18 protein-coding genes are annotated in these 17720 nt (G+C 58.2%); 10 read left to right on the top strand and 8 right to left on the bottom strand.

The genetic code is table 11. From position 1 onward, the window contains the following. Window positions 1-121: 121 nt before the first annotated feature. The 4 genes from pssA to B3F77_RS16425 form a co-directional block, all read right to left on the bottom strand. Window positions 122-934: a CDP-diacylglycerol--serine O-phosphatidyltransferase gene (gene pssA / locus B3F77_RS16440; RefSeq protein ID WP_293605990.1), complete on the bottom strand. Its 813-nt coding sequence runs from the start codon at window positions 932-934 to the stop codon at window positions 122-124. A gap of 277 nt (window positions 935-1211) precedes the next feature. Next, on the bottom strand, window positions 1212-2228 hold the full coding sequence (ilvC, locus tag B3F77_RS16435; protein WP_293605989.1) for a ketol-acid reductoisomerase: 1017 nt from the start codon (window positions 2226-2228) through the stop codon (window positions 1212-1214). Between the two features lie 97 nt (window positions 2229-2325). Continuing rightward, entirely contained in the window at window positions 2326-2817 is a 492-nt protein-coding gene (ilvN, locus tag B3F77_RS16430; protein WP_068832534.1) for an acetolactate synthase small subunit, read from the bottom strand. Between the two features lie 119 nt (window positions 2818-2936). Then, window positions 2937-4715, bottom strand: coding sequence for an acetolactate synthase 3 catalytic subunit (locus tag B3F77_RS16425; protein WP_293605988.1), 1779 nt, complete (start codon window positions 4713-4715; stop codon window positions 2937-2939). Between the two features lie 326 nt (window positions 4716-5041). On the opposite strand from B3F77_RS16425, the gene B3F77_RS16420 reads away from it, so the two are divergent. From B3F77_RS16420 to B3F77_RS16395, 6 genes are all read left to right on the top strand, one after another. After that, window positions 5042-5608, top strand: a complete 567-nt coding sequence (locus B3F77_RS16420; protein WP_293605987.1) for an RNA polymerase sigma factor — start codon at window positions 5042-5044, stop codon at window positions 5606-5608. After that, the gene (locus B3F77_RS16415) at window positions 5605-6033 is read left to right on the top strand and encodes a DUF3619 family protein (protein WP_293605986.1); all 429 of its coding nucleotides are present in this window, start codon (window positions 5605-5607) and stop codon (window positions 6031-6033) included. Before B3F77_RS16420 ends, B3F77_RS16415 begins: the two co-directional genes overlap by 4 nt. Window positions 6034-6065: 32 nt before the next feature. Continuing rightward, entirely contained in the window at window positions 6066-6851 is a 786-nt protein-coding gene (locus tag B3F77_RS16410; RefSeq protein ID WP_293605985.1) for a DUF3106 domain-containing protein, read from the top strand. Between the two features lie 83 nt (window positions 6852-6934). After that, window positions 6935-7486, top strand: a complete 552-nt coding sequence (locus B3F77_RS16405) for an RDD family protein (protein WP_293605984.1) — start codon at window positions 6935-6937, stop codon at window positions 7484-7486. Window positions 7487-7522: 36 nt separating this feature from the next. Next, window positions 7523-7981, top strand: coding sequence for a diacylglycerol kinase (locus tag B3F77_RS16400; RefSeq protein ID WP_293605983.1), 459 nt, complete (start codon window positions 7523-7525; stop codon window positions 7979-7981). Between the two features lie 8 nt (window positions 7982-7989). Beyond that, window positions 7990-8598: a TIGR00730 family Rossman fold protein gene (locus B3F77_RS16395; protein ID WP_414703032.1), complete on the top strand. Its 609-nt coding sequence runs from the start codon at window positions 7990-7992 to the stop codon at window positions 8596-8598. A gap of 27 nt (window positions 8599-8625) precedes the next feature. On the opposite strand, the gene B3F77_RS16390 is transcribed toward B3F77_RS16395, so the two are convergent. Next, window positions 8626-8964 (bottom strand): P-II family nitrogen regulator, encoded by a 339-nt coding sequence (locus B3F77_RS16390; protein WP_293605981.1) that lies wholly within the window; start codon window positions 8962-8964, stop codon window positions 8626-8628. A gap of 80 nt (window positions 8965-9044) precedes the next feature. Continuing rightward, the gene (locus B3F77_RS16385) at window positions 9045-10733 is read right to left on the bottom strand and encodes an NAD+ synthase (protein ID WP_293605980.1); all 1689 of its coding nucleotides are present in this window, start codon (window positions 10731-10733) and stop codon (window positions 9045-9047) included. Window positions 10734-10876: 143 nt separating this feature from the next. Between B3F77_RS16385 and B3F77_RS16380 the strand changes: the two genes are divergently transcribed. From B3F77_RS16380 to B3F77_RS16365, 4 genes are all read left to right on the top strand, one after another. Next, window positions 10877-12073 (top strand): GNAT family N-acetyltransferase, encoded by a 1197-nt coding sequence (locus tag B3F77_RS16380; protein WP_293606012.1) that lies wholly within the window; start codon window positions 10877-10879, stop codon window positions 12071-12073. A 12-nt stretch (window positions 12074-12085) separates the two neighbouring features. Beyond that, entirely contained in the window at window positions 12086-12427 is a 342-nt protein-coding gene (locus B3F77_RS16375; RefSeq protein WP_293605979.1) for a hypothetical protein, read from the top strand. A 157-nt stretch (window positions 12428-12584) separates the two neighbouring features. Continuing rightward, complete coding sequence (locus tag B3F77_RS16370) at window positions 12585-13400, top strand: hypothetical protein (protein ID WP_293605978.1); 816 nt, start codon at window positions 12585-12587, stop codon at window positions 13398-13400. A 125-nt stretch (window positions 13401-13525) separates the two neighbouring features. Beyond that, entirely contained in the window at window positions 13526-14422 is an 897-nt protein-coding gene (locus tag B3F77_RS16365) for an HIRAN domain-containing protein (RefSeq protein WP_293605977.1), read from the top strand. A 392-nt stretch (window positions 14423-14814) separates the two neighbouring features. Here the strand turns inward: B3F77_RS16365 and B3F77_RS16360 are convergent, their stop codons facing one another. Both B3F77_RS16360 and dusA read right to left on the bottom strand, forming a co-directional pair. Further along, a complete protein-coding gene (locus B3F77_RS16360) occupies window positions 14815-16161 on the bottom strand; it encodes a dicarboxylate/amino acid:cation symporter (RefSeq protein ID WP_293605976.1) in 1347 nt (448 codons plus the stop codon). Between the two features lie 134 nt (window positions 16162-16295). Continuing rightward, window positions 16296-17351, bottom strand: a complete 1056-nt coding sequence (gene dusA / locus B3F77_RS16355) for a tRNA dihydrouridine(20/20a) synthase DusA (protein WP_293605975.1) — start codon at window positions 17349-17351, stop codon at window positions 16296-16298. Between the last annotated feature and the right edge of the window lie 369 nt (window positions 17352-17720).

Below are 17720 nucleotides of genomic sequence, written 5' to 3'. Positions count from 1 at the left end.
GGCCCGTTGCTGGTGCAAACGGGCCGTTGAATCAGGTGTACGCGTGCGCTACCGTCTCCGCCCGTTGGCAGATAGCAGTAGTGCTAGCAAAATTCGTTTCATGACAGCAATGTACCACAATTTATTTGTGAAGGCCGCGCTCGTCCGGCTCATCGGTGGACGTTGAGATCACGCTGGTCTGCAAGCCCTTGGCTTTGCGCCAGCCATATAGCACGTAACCCGACAAGCCATACAGCACAAACAAGGCAAACATCACAGTCGGCGGATGGATGTTGATCACGGCAATTCCCAAGGCAATCAACACAATGACCACGAACGGGACACTACGCTTCATCTGCACGTCCTTGAAGCTGTAAAACGGCACATTGGTGACCATCGTCAAGCCAGCGTATAGCATCAGACCGAAAGTGATCCAGCGCACTTCCAGCCCGGTGATGCCCGCATCGGTCATCAGCCAGATAAAACCGGCCACCAGGGCCGCTGCCGCTGGCGAAGGCAAGCCCTGGAAAAACCGCTTGTCAACCACCGCGGTATTGACGTTAAAGCGGGCCAAGCGCAGTGCGGCGCAGGCGCAGTAGACAAAGGCGCCTATCCAGCCCCAGCGTCCCAGACTGGTCAAGGCCCAAACGTAAGCAATCAGTGCGGGTGCAGCCCCAAAAGACACCATATCCGACAGGGAGTCCATCTGCTCGCCAAAGGCACTTTGGGTATTGGTCAAGCGGGCGACCCGACCGTCCAAGCTGTCGAGCACCATGGCAGCAAACACACCGATGGCGGCTTGGTCAAAACGTCCATTCACGGCCATGACGATGGCGTAGAAGCCACCGAATAGTGCAGCCAGGGTAAACAGGTTGGGCAATATGTAAATGCCTTTGCGACGCTTGCGTATCACCACCTCTTTGGTCATTGAAACGGATTCCTCGCCATCATGCATAAAAAACACTCCTGAAGCACAGTCGGCGTGCGCAAGCAGCTATCAAATTAATAGCGCATTCAAATCCATGAGCGCGCCCGAAAAAAAAACACACCCTCAGCTACAAAGGTGCCCAATGATGATTAACTGTCCAAGGATACCAAGCCGGTTGTCCAGATCAATGCGATATGGAAATTCGCATGGCATTGAATACTGCTAAGTTTGCCCCCGTCATTAAAAAAGCCGCACAAGAACTTTGCGCGGCTTCTTGCAGGACAACGCCTGATTAGATCCGAAATCAGTTGCGAGTCTGGTCGACGAGCTTGTTTTTCATGATCCAGGGCATCATGGCGCGGAGCTTTTCACCCACTTGCTCAATCTGGTGCTCCGATGTCAAACGGCGACGGCTCAGGAGTGTCGGTGCACCGGCCTGGTTCTCCAGCAGAAAGCTCTTGGCATATTCGCCAGTCTGGATGTCCTTGAGAACGGCACGCATGGCGTTTTTGGTGTCTTCGGTCACGATGCGTGGGCCGGTCACGTACTCACCATATTCGGCGTTGTTGGAGATCGAGTAGTTCATGTTGGCAATGCCGCCTTCATAAATCAGGTCCACGATCAGCTTGAGCTCGTGCAGGCACTCGAAGTAAGCCATTTCAGGCGCGTAACCGGCTTCCACCAGCGTTTCGAAACCCGCCTTGATGAGTTCAACGGTGCCGCCACACAGCACGGCCTGCTCACCGAACAAGTCGGTTTCAGTTTCTTCACGGAAGTTGGTTTCAATGATGCCGGCCTTGCCGCCACCATTGGCCATGGCGTAGCTCAGGGCCAAATCACGGGCTTTGCCGGATTTGTCTTGATGCACAGCGACCAGGTGAGGCACGCCACCACCTTGCGTGTAGGTGCTACGCACAGTATGGCCCGGGGCTTTAGGGGCGACCATCCAGACGTCGAGGTCAGCGCGTGGAATCACGCAGCCATAGTGCACGTTGAAGCCATGTGCAAACACCAGCGATGCGCCCTGCTTGATGTGGGGAGCGATATCGTTTTTGTAAACCGCGCCAATCTGCTCATCGGGCAACAAAACCATCACCACATCAGCGGCTTTGACGGCGTCGGCAACTTCTTTAACTTTCAAGCCAGCTTTTTCAACCTTGGACCACGAAGCGCCACCTTTACGCAGTCCTACAACAACCTTCACGCCGCTATCGTTCAAATTTTGCGCGTGTGCATGGCCCTGGCTGCCGTAGCCGATGATGGCGACCGTTTTGCCCTTGATCAAGCTCAAATCACAATCTTTGTCGTAAAAAACTTTCATCTTTCGCTCCTAAGTAATCACAAATAAATCAAAAAAATAAATCAAAAAATCCGGCAAAAGCGCCGCAAGCCATGCCTCTACTCCATTTTCAGCAACTTCAAACTCTCAGAATTCGCTCGCCACGGCCAATGCCGCTTGAACCGGTTCGCACCGTTTCCAGGATTGCGCTACGGTCAATAGCTTCCAGAAACGCATCGTTTTTGGATTGGTCGCCCGTCAATTCAATCGTGTAGCTCTTTTCAGTCACGTCAATAATCCGTCCGCGGAATATATCAGCCATGCGCTTCATCTCTTCGCGCTCCTTGCCAACCGCGCGCACCTTGACCATCATGAGCTCGCGCTCTGTGTAAGCGCCTTCGGTCAGGTCGACCACCTTCACAACTTCAATCAACCGGTTCAGGTGTTTGGTGATCTGCTCGATCACATCATCCGAACCGGTGGTCTGAATGGTCATACGGGACAGACTCGCGTCTTCAGTCGGTGCGACGGTCAGGCTTTCAATGTTGTAGCCGCGGGCCGAGAACAGACCAACTACGCGGGAAAGAGCGCCGGGCTCGTTTTCCAGCAAAACTGCAATGATATGTTTCATAAGAAGATTCCTCTTTTCGCTGCCCTCCCCTGCGCACGGTAATCCGCAGGCTCGGCAGGCAATAGATTCGTCAGTTGAGGATAAATTAATAGACTAATAAACCAATGAAATTGGGCGGTTTAGAGGTCTTCAGACCCCAGCAGCATTTCGGTAATGCCCTTACCGGCGCGCACCATCGGGAAGACGTTTTCCGTAGGATCCGTGCGGAAGTCCATGAAAACGGTGCGGTCCTTGAGCTTGCGGGCTTCGCGAAGCGCCGGTTCCACATCCTGCGGGTTTTCGATCAGCATGCCGACATGCCCATAGGCTTCCGCCAGCTTCACAAAATTGGGCAGTGCGTCCATGTAGCTGCTGCTGTAACGACCGGCGTATTCCACTTCCTGCCACTGGCGAACCATGCCCAGGTAGCGGTTGTTGAGTGACACGATTTTGATCGGCGTGTTGTATTGCAGGCAGGTTGAAAGCTCCTGGATGCACATTTGCACAGAGCCTTCACCGGTAATACAGAACACTTCCGAGTCGGGCTTTGCCAGTTTGATACCCATGGCATAAGGAATGCCGACGCCCATGGTGCCCAAGCCACCGGAGTTGATCCAGCGGCGCGGCTCGTCAAACTTGTAGTACTGCGCGGCCCACATTTGATGCTGTCCTACGTCCGACGTGATGTAGGTGTCGGCGTCCTTGGTCATATTCCAAAGCGTTTCGATCACATACTGCGGCTTGATCACATCGCCTTTGCCGAGGCTGTATTTCATGCAGTCCCGCTTACGCCAGCCTTCGATCGTGTCCCACCAGCCGCCCAGCGCATTGGCATCTGGCTTGAGGCCCGACTCCTTGATCATTGCGATCAGCTCGGTCAGCACTTCTTTCACATCGCCCACAATGGGAATATCAACTTTCACGCGCTTGGAGATGCTTGACGGGTCAATATCAATGTGAATGATCTTGCGTTCGTTTTGGGCAAAGTGCTTGGGGCTGCCAATCACACGGTCGTCGAAACGGGCTCCGACGGCCAGCAATACGTCGCAGTGTTGCATCGCATTGTTGGCTTCAACAGTGCCGTGCATGCCCAGCATGCCGAGGAATTTTTTGTCGCTGGCCGGATAGGCGCCCAGTCCCATCAGCGTGTTGGTGCAGGGATAACCCAGCATGTCAACCAGGGTGCGCAGTTCCTGCGAGGCATTGCTGAGCAACACGCCTCCGCCAGTGTAAATATAAGGCCGCTTGGCCGACATCAGCAGGTGCAGGGCTTTGCGAATTTGCCCGCCATGGCCTTTGCGCACCGGGTTGTAGGAACGCATTTCAACAGTCTGCGGATATCCGGTGTACAGCGTTTTGTTGAACGAAACGTCTTTGGGAATGTCCACCACCACAGGACCTGGCCGACCACTCCTGGCGATGTGAAACGCCTTTTTCAGGGTGTCGGCCATTTGGCGCACATCCTTGACCAGGAAGTTGTGCTTGACAATGGGGCGGGTAATGCCCACGGTATCGCATTCCTGGAACGCATCCTGACCAATCGCATTCGTTGGCACCTGACCCGTGATGATGACCATCGGGATGCTGTCCATATAGGCCGTCGCAATACCGGTCACCGCATTCGTCACGCCCGGGCCAGACGTGACCAGGGCAACGCCAACATCACCGGTTGCGCGCGCATAGCCGTCGGCCGCATGCACTGCGGCCTGCTCATGGCGCACCAGAATGTGCTGAATCAAGTCTTGCTTGTAAAAAGCGTCGTAAATGTGGAGAACGGCACCGCCCGGATAGCCCCAGACGTGCTTGACGCCCTCTGCCTGAAGCGCCTTCACGAGGATTTCTGCGCCTCGGAGTTCCTGAGAATTTGTATGCGCAGATGCGGCTGCCGCGGAAGCGAGTTCAGCCTTTGAGATTTCCATGATCAACCTTTGTGAATTTCTCTAACGAAATACCTTGGGTGCCTTTTCGCCCACTCTTGTGAAGCAGCGTCAAGACTTGAGGCCAAGACCATAAGCAGAAACATAATCCGCCAAGTCATGACCCGTTTGCCTTTTGAATTGCAGTTCTCATTATGACATTCCGCGTTGCACAATGGCCGCGCAGACCGAAAATTCAGCAGGCAGCATCAGTTGTAATGCGATAATTTTGAGACTGTATCCTTGGGCTGTAGGCCTGATGCGCACGAAAACGCGGTTTGTGCACACCGCAATAATTACAGCGCTGGATAAACCGGAGCCCCAAACCATTGGCAACTGAACAAGAACTTTCTGACTTCCTGAAAAGCGTTGAAAAACGGGCTTTCAAGCGCAGCATTTATCACGTGCGGGACGAAGAAGCTGCGCTTGATATCGTTCAGGACAGCATGATGAAACTGGCGCAGCACTACGGCGACAAGCCCGCCGCGGAGCTGCCCATGCTGTTTCAGCGGATTTTGTCGAATACCACGCTCGACTGGTTTCGCCGACGCAAGACCCGGAACGCCCTTTTCTCCAACATGAGCGACTTTGCATCGCCAGGAGAAGACGGAGATTTTGATCTTCTGGAAACTTTAGAGACCCTGACCAACTCTGAAGGTACGGAAAGCGCCCAGGACGCCACAGAACGGGCTCAATTATTGCGTGAGATCGAACTGGAAATAAAGGAACTGCCCGGTCGTCAACGGGAAGCGTTTCTGATGCGTTATTGGGAAGAATTGGATGTGGCTGAAACGGCTGCTGCCATGGGTTGTTCGGAAGGCAGTGTCAAAACACACTGTTCCAGGGCAGTTCACACCCTCAGTAAAGCCCTGAGCGCCAAAGGTATAAAATTATGACTAATTCTCTACAAAAAAGAGCTGATATCCTGCAAGACCGTTTCGGTCTGAAAACCGCATCATGCCTGTCCGCCGGTGCGGCAGACTTGCCATACGACATTTCTGAGCGCCTGCGTGCCGCACGGGTTCAGGCGGTTTCCAAGCGAAAAATTGCAAAAATGGAAACCTCTGGCAGTGTGGTCAACGCAGGCAGCAGCGCTGCACTTACCTGGGGCTCCGATGATGGCCTGAGCTGGTGGGCCCGGATTGGCTCGGTGGTACCGCTCATTGCACTGGTCGTCGGCCTGCTGGCCATCAATTCGATTCAAAGCGACAACCGCGCCCAGGAAGTGGCCGAGGTTGACGCGGCGTTGCTGACCGATGAGCTGCCCCCGGCCGCGTTCGCAGATCCCGGTTTTGTCCAGTTTCTCAAGGCTACACGCTAAAGCACCGCATCACACCAAGCCCTGACTGTCCCATGATCACGCGAGCAGCTTTTTTATATGTGCAATGGCCCCCCGGCCGTTTCCCCCTTTTGACGCGTCGGGCGTTGCAGCTTGGGGCTTTGAGGCTGCAGGGGCTGTCGCTTGGGCTGGTGTTGGCCGGCCTGCTGGCCCTGCCCGCCCTCAGTTTTGCGCAGACCGCCAATCCGGCAAGGTCTGCAAGCGCGCCCGCAACTGGCAAGCCGTCCGCAGCGGCGTCAGTCAAACCAGTCGCCAGCGGGCCTTCCTGGGCAGAACTCACCCCGCTGCAGCAGCAGGCGCTCAAGCCCCTGGCCTTGAGCTGGAACACCTCCCTCAGTCAGCCGGAAAAGCGAAAATGGCTGAAAATCTCCAAAAATTACCCTTCGCTGCCTCCGGAAGAACAGGCCATCATGCACAGCCGCATGAATGAGTGGGTCAACCTCAGTCCTCAGCAACGCGCCCAGGCACGGCTTAACTTTGGCAAAACCAAAGAACTTTCCAAACAATTGACGCCAGAAGAGAAAAAAGCCAAGTGGCAGACCTATCAGGCACTGAGCCCTGAAGAAAAACAGAAGCTGGCAGCCAAGGCCAGCCCCAAGCCAGCCGGAGCCGCAACGGCTGTCAAACCCGTGGCACCGCAGAAATTGGCAGTAATCCATCCCCATGTCAACAAACCGGGCACCAAGCCTGCGTCAAAAATCACGCCTTCACAACCGGCGGCAGCCCCCAACACCAACCCGGCAGCGCCGCGTGCGGGCGAAACCGCCATCGGCGGAACCGGCGCCGCACCTCAGCGCTGAGCACCGCCAGCGTGCATGCTGGCTGAATTTATTACTCAATCGGTGCTGCAGCCCTCTGACAGCGCCTACTTATCGCTACAAAATTGACAGTATCCAGCCTTCAAACACCCTCACTTCCCAGGCGTATGGCCTGCTGGATGTACGAAGGCATGCTGATGTTTGGCGTGGTCTTCATTGCTGGCTACCTGTTTGGCACCCTGAGCCAGACTCGCAATGCCCTGGACAACCGCCATGCCTTGCAGGCCTTTGTTTTTGTGATTTTTGGCATTTATTTCGTCTGGTTCTGGGCCAAAGGCCAGACGCTGGCGATGAAAACATGGAATATTCGTGTGGTGGATGTGCATGGCGCCGCCATCACGCAAAAACGCGCCCTGCTGCGCTACCTGCTGAGCTGGTTGTGGTTTCTGCCGCCGCTGGGTATGAGTTGGCGGCTGGGTCTGCCTGGCAGGGAAGCCGCCGTCTTCACCTTAGGCTGGGTGGCAGTCTGGGCGACTTTGGCGCGCTTTCATCCCCAGCGGCAGTTCTGGCACGACGCCTGGGCCGGCACGCGGCTGGTGACTTGCGTGGCACCCGCCAAAACGAAGCAAACGGCAGGCAATGCAAAGAACAGCGCAGTGGCACCCGATCAACGTTAACATCAATGTGCCACAAAGCTGCGAGACAATCCCCCCATGTCCGAACAAGTCCCGTTTTCAGCTTCCGCACAGACCAGCACCGGCCGGCACCTGCCCCCCGATGAGCCGATTAATCAACTGGTTAACCCCCAAAAATACCGCACCGGCCTGAGCCGCGTCTGGCACGCCACGGGCTACTCCATTGCAGGCCTGCGCGCCGGCTGGCACGAGACGGCCTTTCGCCAGGAAGCCATCGCCGCCGTAGTGCTCGTTCCCGCCGCCTTCTGGCTGGGTCGTACTTGGGTCGAGACGGTTTTGCTGGCCGGCACCGTCATTCTCATCATGATTGTCGAGCTGCTCAACACCAGCATAGAAACCGCCATCGACCGCATCGGACCCGAGTGGCATGACCTCTCCAAGCGCGCCAAAGACATGGGCAGTGCCGCCGTGCTGCTCAGTTTGCTGCTCTGCGCAGGCACCTGGGCCATGGCGCTATTTCAGCGGTTTGCCGCATGAGTTCCGATGTGACCAAGCTCACAAAACGCATCAAGCCCGCCTTTTCACTGTGTGTGTACTGCGGCTCGCGCCCCGGCAACACACCCGAATTTGAAGCGATGGCCCGCCAGGTCGGCACCTGGATAGGGACGCACGACGGCCAGTTGGTTTATGGCGGCGGCCGCAATGGGCTGATGGGCATCATGGCCGATGCTGCGCTGGCCGCAGGCGGCCGGGTCGTCGGTGTGATCCCCAAGGCACTGGTGGAAAAGGAATGGGCCCACAGCGGCTGCACCGAATTGCACATCGTGGAAAACATGCACGAGCGCAAGCGCATCATGGCCGAACAGGCCGACGCGTTTTTGGCCCTGCCCGGCGGCATTGGCACACTGGAAGAGTTCTTTGAAGTCTGGACCTGGCGTCAGCTGGGCTACCATGACAAACCGGTAGGCCTGCTCAACCTTGAAGGCTACTACGACAGTCTTCTGGTTTTTTTGGCCTCGACCGTGAAGCAGGGCTTCATGAGCGACTGGCAGATGGAACTGATTCGCACCGGCAGCGATGCGGAGTTGCTCCTGGAAGCGCTGGTGCAAGCGGCGGGCATGACGGCACCCACCGGCCGGCTTGACCAAATTTAATCGGAGTTATTCAGACTGGAGGCGGCCTTAAACCGCCGCGTCGTCTTCTTCTCCAGTGCGGATGCGTACCGCGCGCTCCACGCTGGTGATAAAAATCTTGCCGTCCCCGATCTTGCCGGTGCGTGCCGCACGCACGATGGCTTCTACACAGCGGTCCACGTCGCCGGCTTTGACCACCACCTCGACCTTGACCTTGGGCAGGAAGTCGACCACATACTCGGCACCGCGGTACAGCTCGGTGTGGCCCTTTTGGCGGCCAAAACCCTTGACTTCGGTCACCGTCAGGCCGGTCACCCCACATTCAGCCAGCGCTTCGCGGACTTCTTCGAGTTTGAAAGGCTTGAGGATGGCGGTAATTTGTTTCACTGAAAAGTCTCCGTTGGTTCTAAATTCTGAATACTGCTTTGAATGTAGCGCTTATGCGTGGGCATGGGCTATGCGTCGGCTCAGGCGCGGAATTTACTGGTAATAGGATAGCGCCAATCCTTGCCGAAGCTTCGGTGCGTGACCCGGATACCGACCGGCGCCTGGCGGCGCTTGTACTCGTTGATCCTGATGAGCCGGGTCACGCGCTCGACCACCGCGCGGTCAAACCCGGCGGCAACAATGCTCTCCACACTATGGTCGTTTTCCATGTAGCGCTTCAAAATGGCGTCCAACACCTCGTAGGGTGGCAGGCTGTCCTGATCGGTCTGGTCGGCCCGCAGCTCGGCGCTGGGCGGCCGGGTGATGATGCGGTCCGGAATTGGATGGCTACCCGTGCCGTACGGATCGTTTTCATTGCGCCAGCGCGCCAGGCGGAACACCGTGGTTTTCAGCAGGTCCTTGATCACCGCGAAGCCGCCCGCCATGTCGCCATACAAGGTGCAGTAGCCGGTGGCCATTTCACTCTTGTTGCCGGTGGTCAGCACAATGGAGCCAAATTTGTTGGACAGCGCCATCAAAAACACCCCGCGAATGCGCGCCTGGATGTTTTCCTCGGTAGTGTCTTCCACAAGCCCCTTGAACTCACCGGCCAGCGACGCCTTGAAGGCCTCGAATTCGGGCACGATGGAAATCTCGTCGTAACGCACTTTCACGCGCTCGGCCATCTCGCGCGCATCAATCCATGAAATGTCGGCTGTGTAGGGCGAAGGCATCATCACCGTGCGCACCTTATCGGCACCCAGGGCGTCGACCGCAACCGCCAGCACCAAGGCAGAGTCAACACCGCCGGAAAGGCCCAGAATCGCGCCGGGAAAGCCGTTTTTACCCAGATAGTCGCGCACGCCCAGCACCAGCGCGTCCCACAGATCGGCTTCGTTGCCGCGTTCGGGGGCCGTAGTTGCTATTAATTTAATAGCTGCTTGCGCACGTTCTGCCTGGGCTACAAACAGATTTTCCTTGAAACTTTCGGCCCGGCCCGCCAGCATGCCATCGGCCTGAAGCGCAAACGAGCGGCCTTCAAACACGATCTCGTCCTGCCCGCCCACCAGGTGCGCGTAGACCAGCGGCAACCCGGTCGCCAGCACCCGCCTGCGCATCATCAGCTCGCGCTCGTCGCCCTTGCCCACATGAAATGGCGACGCGTTGATCACCACCAGCAGCTCGGCGCCCGCTTCCTTGGCCAGCCGCGCAGGCTCTTCAAACCAGGCGTCTTCGCAGATCAGCAGCCCAATGCTGATGGCGTCTTCGCCTTCACCTGCCTGAAACACACAGGTGCCCTGCCCCGGCGTGAAATAGCGGCGCTCGTCAAACACCTGGTAATTGGGCAGCTCGCGCTTGGCGTAGGTTTCAATGATGTGGCCTTCGCGCAGCACCCTGGCGGCGTTGTGCCGCTGCTGCACCGCCACGCTCTTGGTGCGCAGGCCCTTGCCATTGTCACCGTTAGTGGGCGTGCCCACCACCATGGTCAGGCCTTTTAACCCGGCCAACTCACGGGCCACCTGATTCACGGCATCATCACAGGCCTGGATGAATGACGGACGCAAAAACAGGTCTTCAGCCGCATAGCCGCAAATCGCCAACTCAGGGGTGAGCACCAGCCGGGTGCCATCCTGATAGGCCGTGCGGGCCGCGGCTATGATTTTTTGCGCATTGCCCGGCATATCGCCCACGCAATAGTTCAATTGTGCAACGCAGATTTTGAGAGTCATGAAAAAGAAAAATACGGTTCGGGCTGAGCTTGTCGAAGCCTTTATCAAGCCAGACTCACAACCCTTCGACAAGCTCAGGGTAAACGGGGGGTTGTGTGGTTAAAAACGATTATGTCATCCGCGTGCTGGATTCGCCGCTGCAGATGAACGCCGACCAGTGGAACGCCCTGCTGGCCGCTCAAAGCCCGGACGGCAGCCTGAACCCCTTCATGCGCCACGAATACCTGGCCGCCCTGCACACCAGCGGCAGCGCCACACCCGAGACCGGCTGGACGCCCCGCTTCGTCACACTTTGGCAGGGCACTGCACTGGCAGGTGCCTGCGCCCTTTACCTCAAGGATCATTCCTATGGTGAATACGTGTTTGACCACGCCTGGGCCAACGCCTACCAACAACACGGCCTCAGCTACTATCCCAAAGCCGTGGTCGCCGTACCCTTCACCCCCGTGCCCGGCGCCCGCTTGCTGGCGCGGAACGCGGCCGAGCGCACGCTGCTGGTCAAGGCGCTGGTGGCATGGTGCGAGGAAGAAAAACTCTCGTCGCTGCACCTACTGTTTGCCAGCGACGACGACGTGGCCGCATGCGAGGAATCAAACCTGATGCTGCGGCACACGCTGCAATTCCACTGGACTAATGGGGCCCCCGAAGGCTTGCGTTTCAGTAGCTTCGACGACTTCCTGATGTCCCTCAGCCAGGAAAAACGCAAAAAAATCCGCCAGGAGCGCCGCAAGGTCGCCGAGGCGGGCGTCACCTTTCGCTGGTCGCTGGGCCAGGACATCAGCAGCGCCGACTGGGATTTTTTCTACCAGTGCTACGAGCGCACCTATTTCGAGCACGGCAACGCACCCTATCTGAGCCGCGACTTCTTCCAGCGCATGCGGGGCACCATGCCGGAGAACTGGCTGCTCTTTGTGGCGGAGCGCGACGGCGCGGCGATTGCTACAAGTTTAATAGCTGTCAGCGCCCGTCCTTCGGTGGATACAGGTCAAATCTATACTGAAAATGAGGTGAAAATAGCCTATGGCCGCTACTGGGGTGCGATGGAGCGTGTCGACTGCCTGCACTTTGAAGCCTGCTACTACCAGCCTTTAGCATGGTGCATAGCGCACGGCTTTCAGCGCTTTGAAGGCGGCGCCCAGGGCGAGCACAAAATGGCCAGAGCCCTGCTGCCCGTCAAAACCACCAGCGCCCACTGGCTCGCCCACCCCGCGTTTTCCGATGCGGTGGAGCGCTTTTTGGAACGCGAAGGCGCTGGCATTGACAATTACATGGACGAACTGGAGCGGCGCAGCCCCTTCAAAGCCAGTCCTCAGCCCGCACAGCCCCCAAAACAGCAATAGCCGGAGTACCCCATGAGCGAAAAAGCACAAACCTACACCGTCAAAATGCTCGGCGCCACCGGCCTGAGCGACGCCCAGCGCAGCGCCGCAGAGTTGCGGTTTCGCATGGCGCTGGAGTTTGGCGTGGGCGGCCCCGAGTATGTGGTGCCGGCGCTGCAGGCCTGCATGCTGGCGCGCACGCTACTCGACAACCTGCCGCCTGAAGAAGCTGGTGATGCCGAGTCTGGTGCCGAGCGCGAAGTGATTGCCCTCTGGGAAAACGCCGAAGACAAAGCCATCATGACGGCCCTGAAGCCCCTCAACGCAGACATCAACGGGAACATGGGCCAGGCCAGGTTTGAGATCACTATTTAAGTCACTCAGGTCTGGCAGACTGCCGGACCTGGACCTCCCGGATCGCCTCTAAAATGCTTCCTTTTTGATAGCTTCTCACGCCCGTCACTATTGGGCTATAGCAATAAAAGACTCATAAATGTACGCACCCGCCTGGTGGGAATAATCAATATCCCGCATGCCCGATCTCAAGCCCCTTACATTGGCGCCAACCGCCCCTTTCGCTGCGCTCACCGGCGAACCCGCACCGCCGCTAGTTCGCGCCCACGCCCGGCGTCTGCGCGAGGTCTACCGCTCCGCCGGTTGGCCCTGCCAGGACGTTCTGGAAATCGAGTTGCTCGCCGCCGGGATGCTGCAGCGCGTCGCTGGCCCGGCAGGCCACGAAACCTTGCGCGTCACCGATGCGGGCGTTGCCTGGCTGGCCGCCACGCTGGTGCGCAACCGCGCGGCCCTGTCCGCGCACGAAGCGCTGGTTGAGCAGGTCGCCTGCGAGATGGTGCGCGCCGGCCGCATCACCTGGCGCAGCCTGGGCCTGCGCGCGCAACTGCCGCCCACGAGCGAAGGCGAGCCAGCGCGCTGGTGCATGGCGCGGCCCGACGTGTTTTCAATCCGCAATACCTCGGTGGAAACCTATGTGGACCCCATCGTCCACGAGATCAAGGTACAACGCTCCGACCTGCTCGGCGACCTGCGCGGCCCCGAGAAGCGCGCCGCCTACCTCGACCTGGGCGGCGAATGCTGGTACGTGCTGGGCTGCGACGCCAAAGGCCGCAGCATAGGCGCGCCGGACGAGATTCCTGTGGAATGCGGCGTGATGGTGATGGAAAGCAATCGCCTGGTCGTCGCCCGAGCCGCACCTCGAAGCGCGCGGCAGCAGTTGCCCTTTGCCGTCTGGGTGGCGCTGGCCAAGGCCACGCCGGTGGCGGGGCTGAATGAGGATGAGCAGGGCTTGCTGGGGGAATCCGGGCAGTTTGATGGCGCGGTTGGCCATTGAACTTTGAGTTTCCTCTGTTTGCAGAGGTGACAACAAGTAACAACACCCGTACCATAGACGTTTTGTATTTATAGGCCCCCGTGTTCCCGTGTTACTTGAACGAGGGGAAACCGCATGGTGAATGAATGCACTGGATCAGTGTTCTTGGCATTATTGCCTTTGTTCTTTATGCGCTAACCCGCAAACGTACGGACAGCAAGCCTTCCAGCAAATCATCTGCTGGCGGAAAGTCAGCGGGACGTGGAACCAACTTTCTGCCCCCGATCCCCAAAGGCTTTCAGATATTCGAGGCACGGCTGTCCGTTGCCGGTATCGAACACAGACGCGATGACGCCCTGCGCTTCGCGGACGACTCCGACCAGACGCTTGCGCTGGAACGTGAACCCGACAACGCACACGATCCGAATGCCATCAAGGTCATCGGCATTGAACGCGGCACGCGCCGCTTCATCGGGTACGTCCCCAAGGGGGTTGCAGAGCAGATCGTCGGCAGTGGCCTTACGGATGCCGTTCAGCCGCGCTTGGATCGCATCTGGCGCACTGACAGTGGCTTCGTTGATGTCACCTTCCAGATAGTCGGCCCGAAGGACAAGAAGGCGCAATACGTCGATTTCCTGAATAGCAAGCCCGCCCATCTTTGGGATAAGGAATTCCTCAAATTCTTCGGGTTGCCCGTACCCAAGGGGCTTACCTCGGGACAGGCCGCCAAGATGATTGCGGAACACCGCACGAAACTCGAAACCGGAGACAAGGCCCGACTCGACGAGTGGGAAGCATATGAAGAAATCTGCAATGAATTCGATGATGCCGATTTCCGCGCTTCCTTCGAGTTGAAGAAGGTCAGCGACAAGGTGCTGAAAGAAGCGTTGGATGCGTTGAAGCGGGAGGGCGCGACGATGCGTTCGCTCGTGGCCGACATTGACAAGGTCGTCGATAAGATAATTGCCTTGAAGCCAGAGTTGGAGAGGAAATTAGAAGGGGAGCAGATTTCCTCAGTTTCCCGGACTGCGGCCATGCGTTGAACGTCCGCTTCGTCCGTGGTCGATCGGAAGCTTGGGGCACATGGCAGCCTATCTGCCAGTCAGAATGACTACATTCCCGTTGTCAGAATCGACCGATTTAGGGAACCAAACAAGGCAAGAACTCTAGCCTCCAGCCTCACAGCGCCCCGGCTTGGCCTCCTGGCTCACCGCCAGGTTACTCCTTTTTTTATAGCTGCTCATGCCCGTCGTTATTGGGCTATAGCCATACTTGACTCATATTTTTGCCACAACATGCACGCACCCGTCAGCGCGCCCGCCGGTGTGCTCGCTGCGCCGCTAGTTCGCGCACACGCCAGACGCATGCGCGAGCCTTTCAGGAATGGGCTGAAGGCGGCCGGCTGAAACAGGCGGGTGGCATCTTCGACATGGGTTCAGCCGCGCGGAGTGGTGGCCATGTGGTCGACCTTCTGGTCAAGCATCTCTTCGGGGGCCTGCGCCTCGATCCAGGTTTCGTTGTTGAGGCCGGCCTGCAGGCGCCTGGTATCGAGGTCGCCGGTCCACTTGGCCACCACCAGCGTGGCCACACCGTTGCCGACCAGGTTGGTCAGGGCCCGCGCCTCGGACATGAACCTGTCGATGCCCAAAATCAGCGCCAGCCCCGCCACAGGCACGCCGCCCACCGCCGACAGCGTGGCCGCCAGCACGATGAACCCGCTGCCGGTAACGCCAGCGGCACCCTTGGAGGTAAGCAGCAGCACAGCCAGCAGCGTCACTTGCTGCGTCAGTGTCATGGGGGTGTTGGTGGCCTGAGCGATGAACATGGCGGCCATGGTCAGGTAGATGGAAGTGCCGTCGAGGTTGAAGGAGTAGCCGGTCGGCACGACCAGGCCAACCACCGTCTTGCGGGCACCCAGGTTTTCCATCTTTTCCATCAGGCGCGGCAGCACCGACTCGGACGAGGAAGTGCCCAGCACAATCAGCAATTCCTCCTTGATGTACTTGATGAACTTCCAGATGCTGAAGCCGTGCAGCCGCGCAATGGTACCCAGCACCACAAACACGAAGATCAAACAGGTCAGGTAAAAAGTCCCCATCAGCTTGCCCAGCGAAAACAGCGAGCCGATGCCGTACTTGCCGATGGTGAACGCCATCGCGCCAAAAGCGCCGATGGGGGCCACCTTCATGATGAGGCCAACAATATCAAACAGCACATGAGACAGCTTCTCGATCAGGTCAAAGACCATCGTGCCGCGTCCGCCAAACTTGTGCAGCGCAAAACCGAACAGCACTGAAAACAGCAGCACCTGGAGGATTTCACCCTTGGCAAAGGCATCCACCACCGAGCTCGGAATGATGTTCATCAGAAAATCGGTGGTGGTTTGCATCTTGCCCGGGGCCGTGTAGGCCGCGATGCTCTTGGTGTCGAGTGTGGACGGGTCCACATTCATGCCACTGCCGGGATGCAGCAGGTTGACAACCAGCAGACCCACGATCAACGCCAGCGTGCTGACGACCTCGAAGTACAGCAGCGCCAGGCCACCAGTCTTGCCGACCTTCTTCATGTCTTCCATCCCCGCAATGCCCACCACCACAGTACAGAAGATGATGGGCGCGATGAGCATCTTGATCAGCTTGATGAAGGCATCGCCCAGCGGCTTCATGTCAGCGCCGGTCTGGGGGTAAAAATGCCCGAGGAAAACCCCGATCGCCACGGCGACCAGCACTTGCAGGTAAAGGGATCGGTAAAAGGGAGGTTTTTTGGCAGATACAGCAGTCATGAGCGTTATCGGTTGGGCTTCTGCCGACGTCGGTGGGCAGTTGTCTGTTTAAGTGAAAGCGCTGATTTTCTCCCGCAGATTCGGCTGCAGCCATTGTGGGTAACCACAATGGCTGCAGCGGACACACGGCGCCGTCAGAGACCGGGCAGCCCAGGCCTGCCGGCCGCCTCGCGGGCCAGCGCCATCACCTGCCGCGCAGGCAGGACTTTTAGCCGGTGGTCGCTCCAGACCTGCCGCCACCGGCGCGCGCCGGGCAGGCCATGTCGAAGCCCCAGCATGTGGCGCGCAATCGCAGACCAGGGCGTAGCATCTTCTGCAGCCTCGCGCTCCATGTAGGCCACCATTTGCTCCTCGATCGCCTCGCGCGTGAGTTCCGTTCGAGTTGCCCCCTTCGAGTCACCTGGAACAGGCAGATCAGCGTGAGCCGAGCCAAAAAAGTCCGCATCCCAAGACGCCAGCCACCAGGGATTGTGATAGGCCACTCGCCCAACCATCACGCCGTCCAGCTCACGCAACTGCTCCGACACTTGTTCATTGGTAGTGATACCGCCGTTGATGCAAATGGTGAGATGGGAAAAGTCTCGCTTGAGGCGGTGCACCAGCTCGTAGCGCAGCGGCGGCACTTCGCGGTTTTCCTTCGGGCTCAGGCCTTTAAGCCAGGCATTGCGCGCATGGACGACAAAAGTTTTGCAGCCCGCTTCGCTTACAGCACCGACAAAGTCGCGCACAAATTCATAGCTCTCGCCCTTGTCGATGCCGATGCGGTGCTTCACCGTGACGGGCACGTTCACCGCGTCCACCATCGCCTTCACGCAGTCGGCCACGAGTTGCGGCTCGGCCATCAGGCAGGCGCCAAAGGCGCCGCGCTGCACGCGCTCGCTGGGACAGCCGCAATTGAGGTTGATCTCGTCATAGCCCCACTGCTCGCCCAGCTTGGCGCAATGGGCCAGATCGGCCGGCTCGCTGCCGCCTAGTTGCAGCGCCACGGGGTGTTCCTCGGCGTTGAAGCGCAGGTGCCGCTCCACATCGCCATGAATCAGCGCGCCCGTGGTCACCATCTCGGTATATAGCAGCGCGTGGCGCGACAACAGACGGTGGAAGTAGCGGCAATGCCGATCCGTCCAGTCCATCATCGGGGCAACAGACATTCTCCACATGTTAAGTTGTTGATTTAATTCAGTTTTTTCCAATTTACAAATTCACTTTTTAGACCGTGTGCAAGGTTTAGTGAACACAAAGTGCACACGATGACCACATTCTCGCAGTTACCCTCAGGCAAATGGAGGGTTCAGGTTCGCAAGGCTGGCCTGTATCGTGCCGCGACATTCCCCACCAAGCGCGAGGCAAGGGACTGGACAACCGCCATTGAAGCGCAGGCAAACCATGGTGCTGCGCGACTTCATTGATCGCCGCCAAGAAGACGGGGCCGGTGGCGTCACCATCGCGGGCGATCTGAGTTTCCTGAGTGCCGTCCTGAAGTGGGGGAAACACGCCAGCCACCTCGACCTGCCCGAGCGGCTGGCGCTGGAAGCCCGCGCCAGCCTGATGCATCGTGGCTT

The organism is Polaromonas sp. UBA4122, assembly GCA_002381615.1.
Lineage (GTDB): Bacteria > Pseudomonadota > Gammaproteobacteria > Burkholderiales > Burkholderiaceae_C > Polaromonas.
This window is presented reverse-complemented; position numbering and strand designations above follow the sequence as displayed.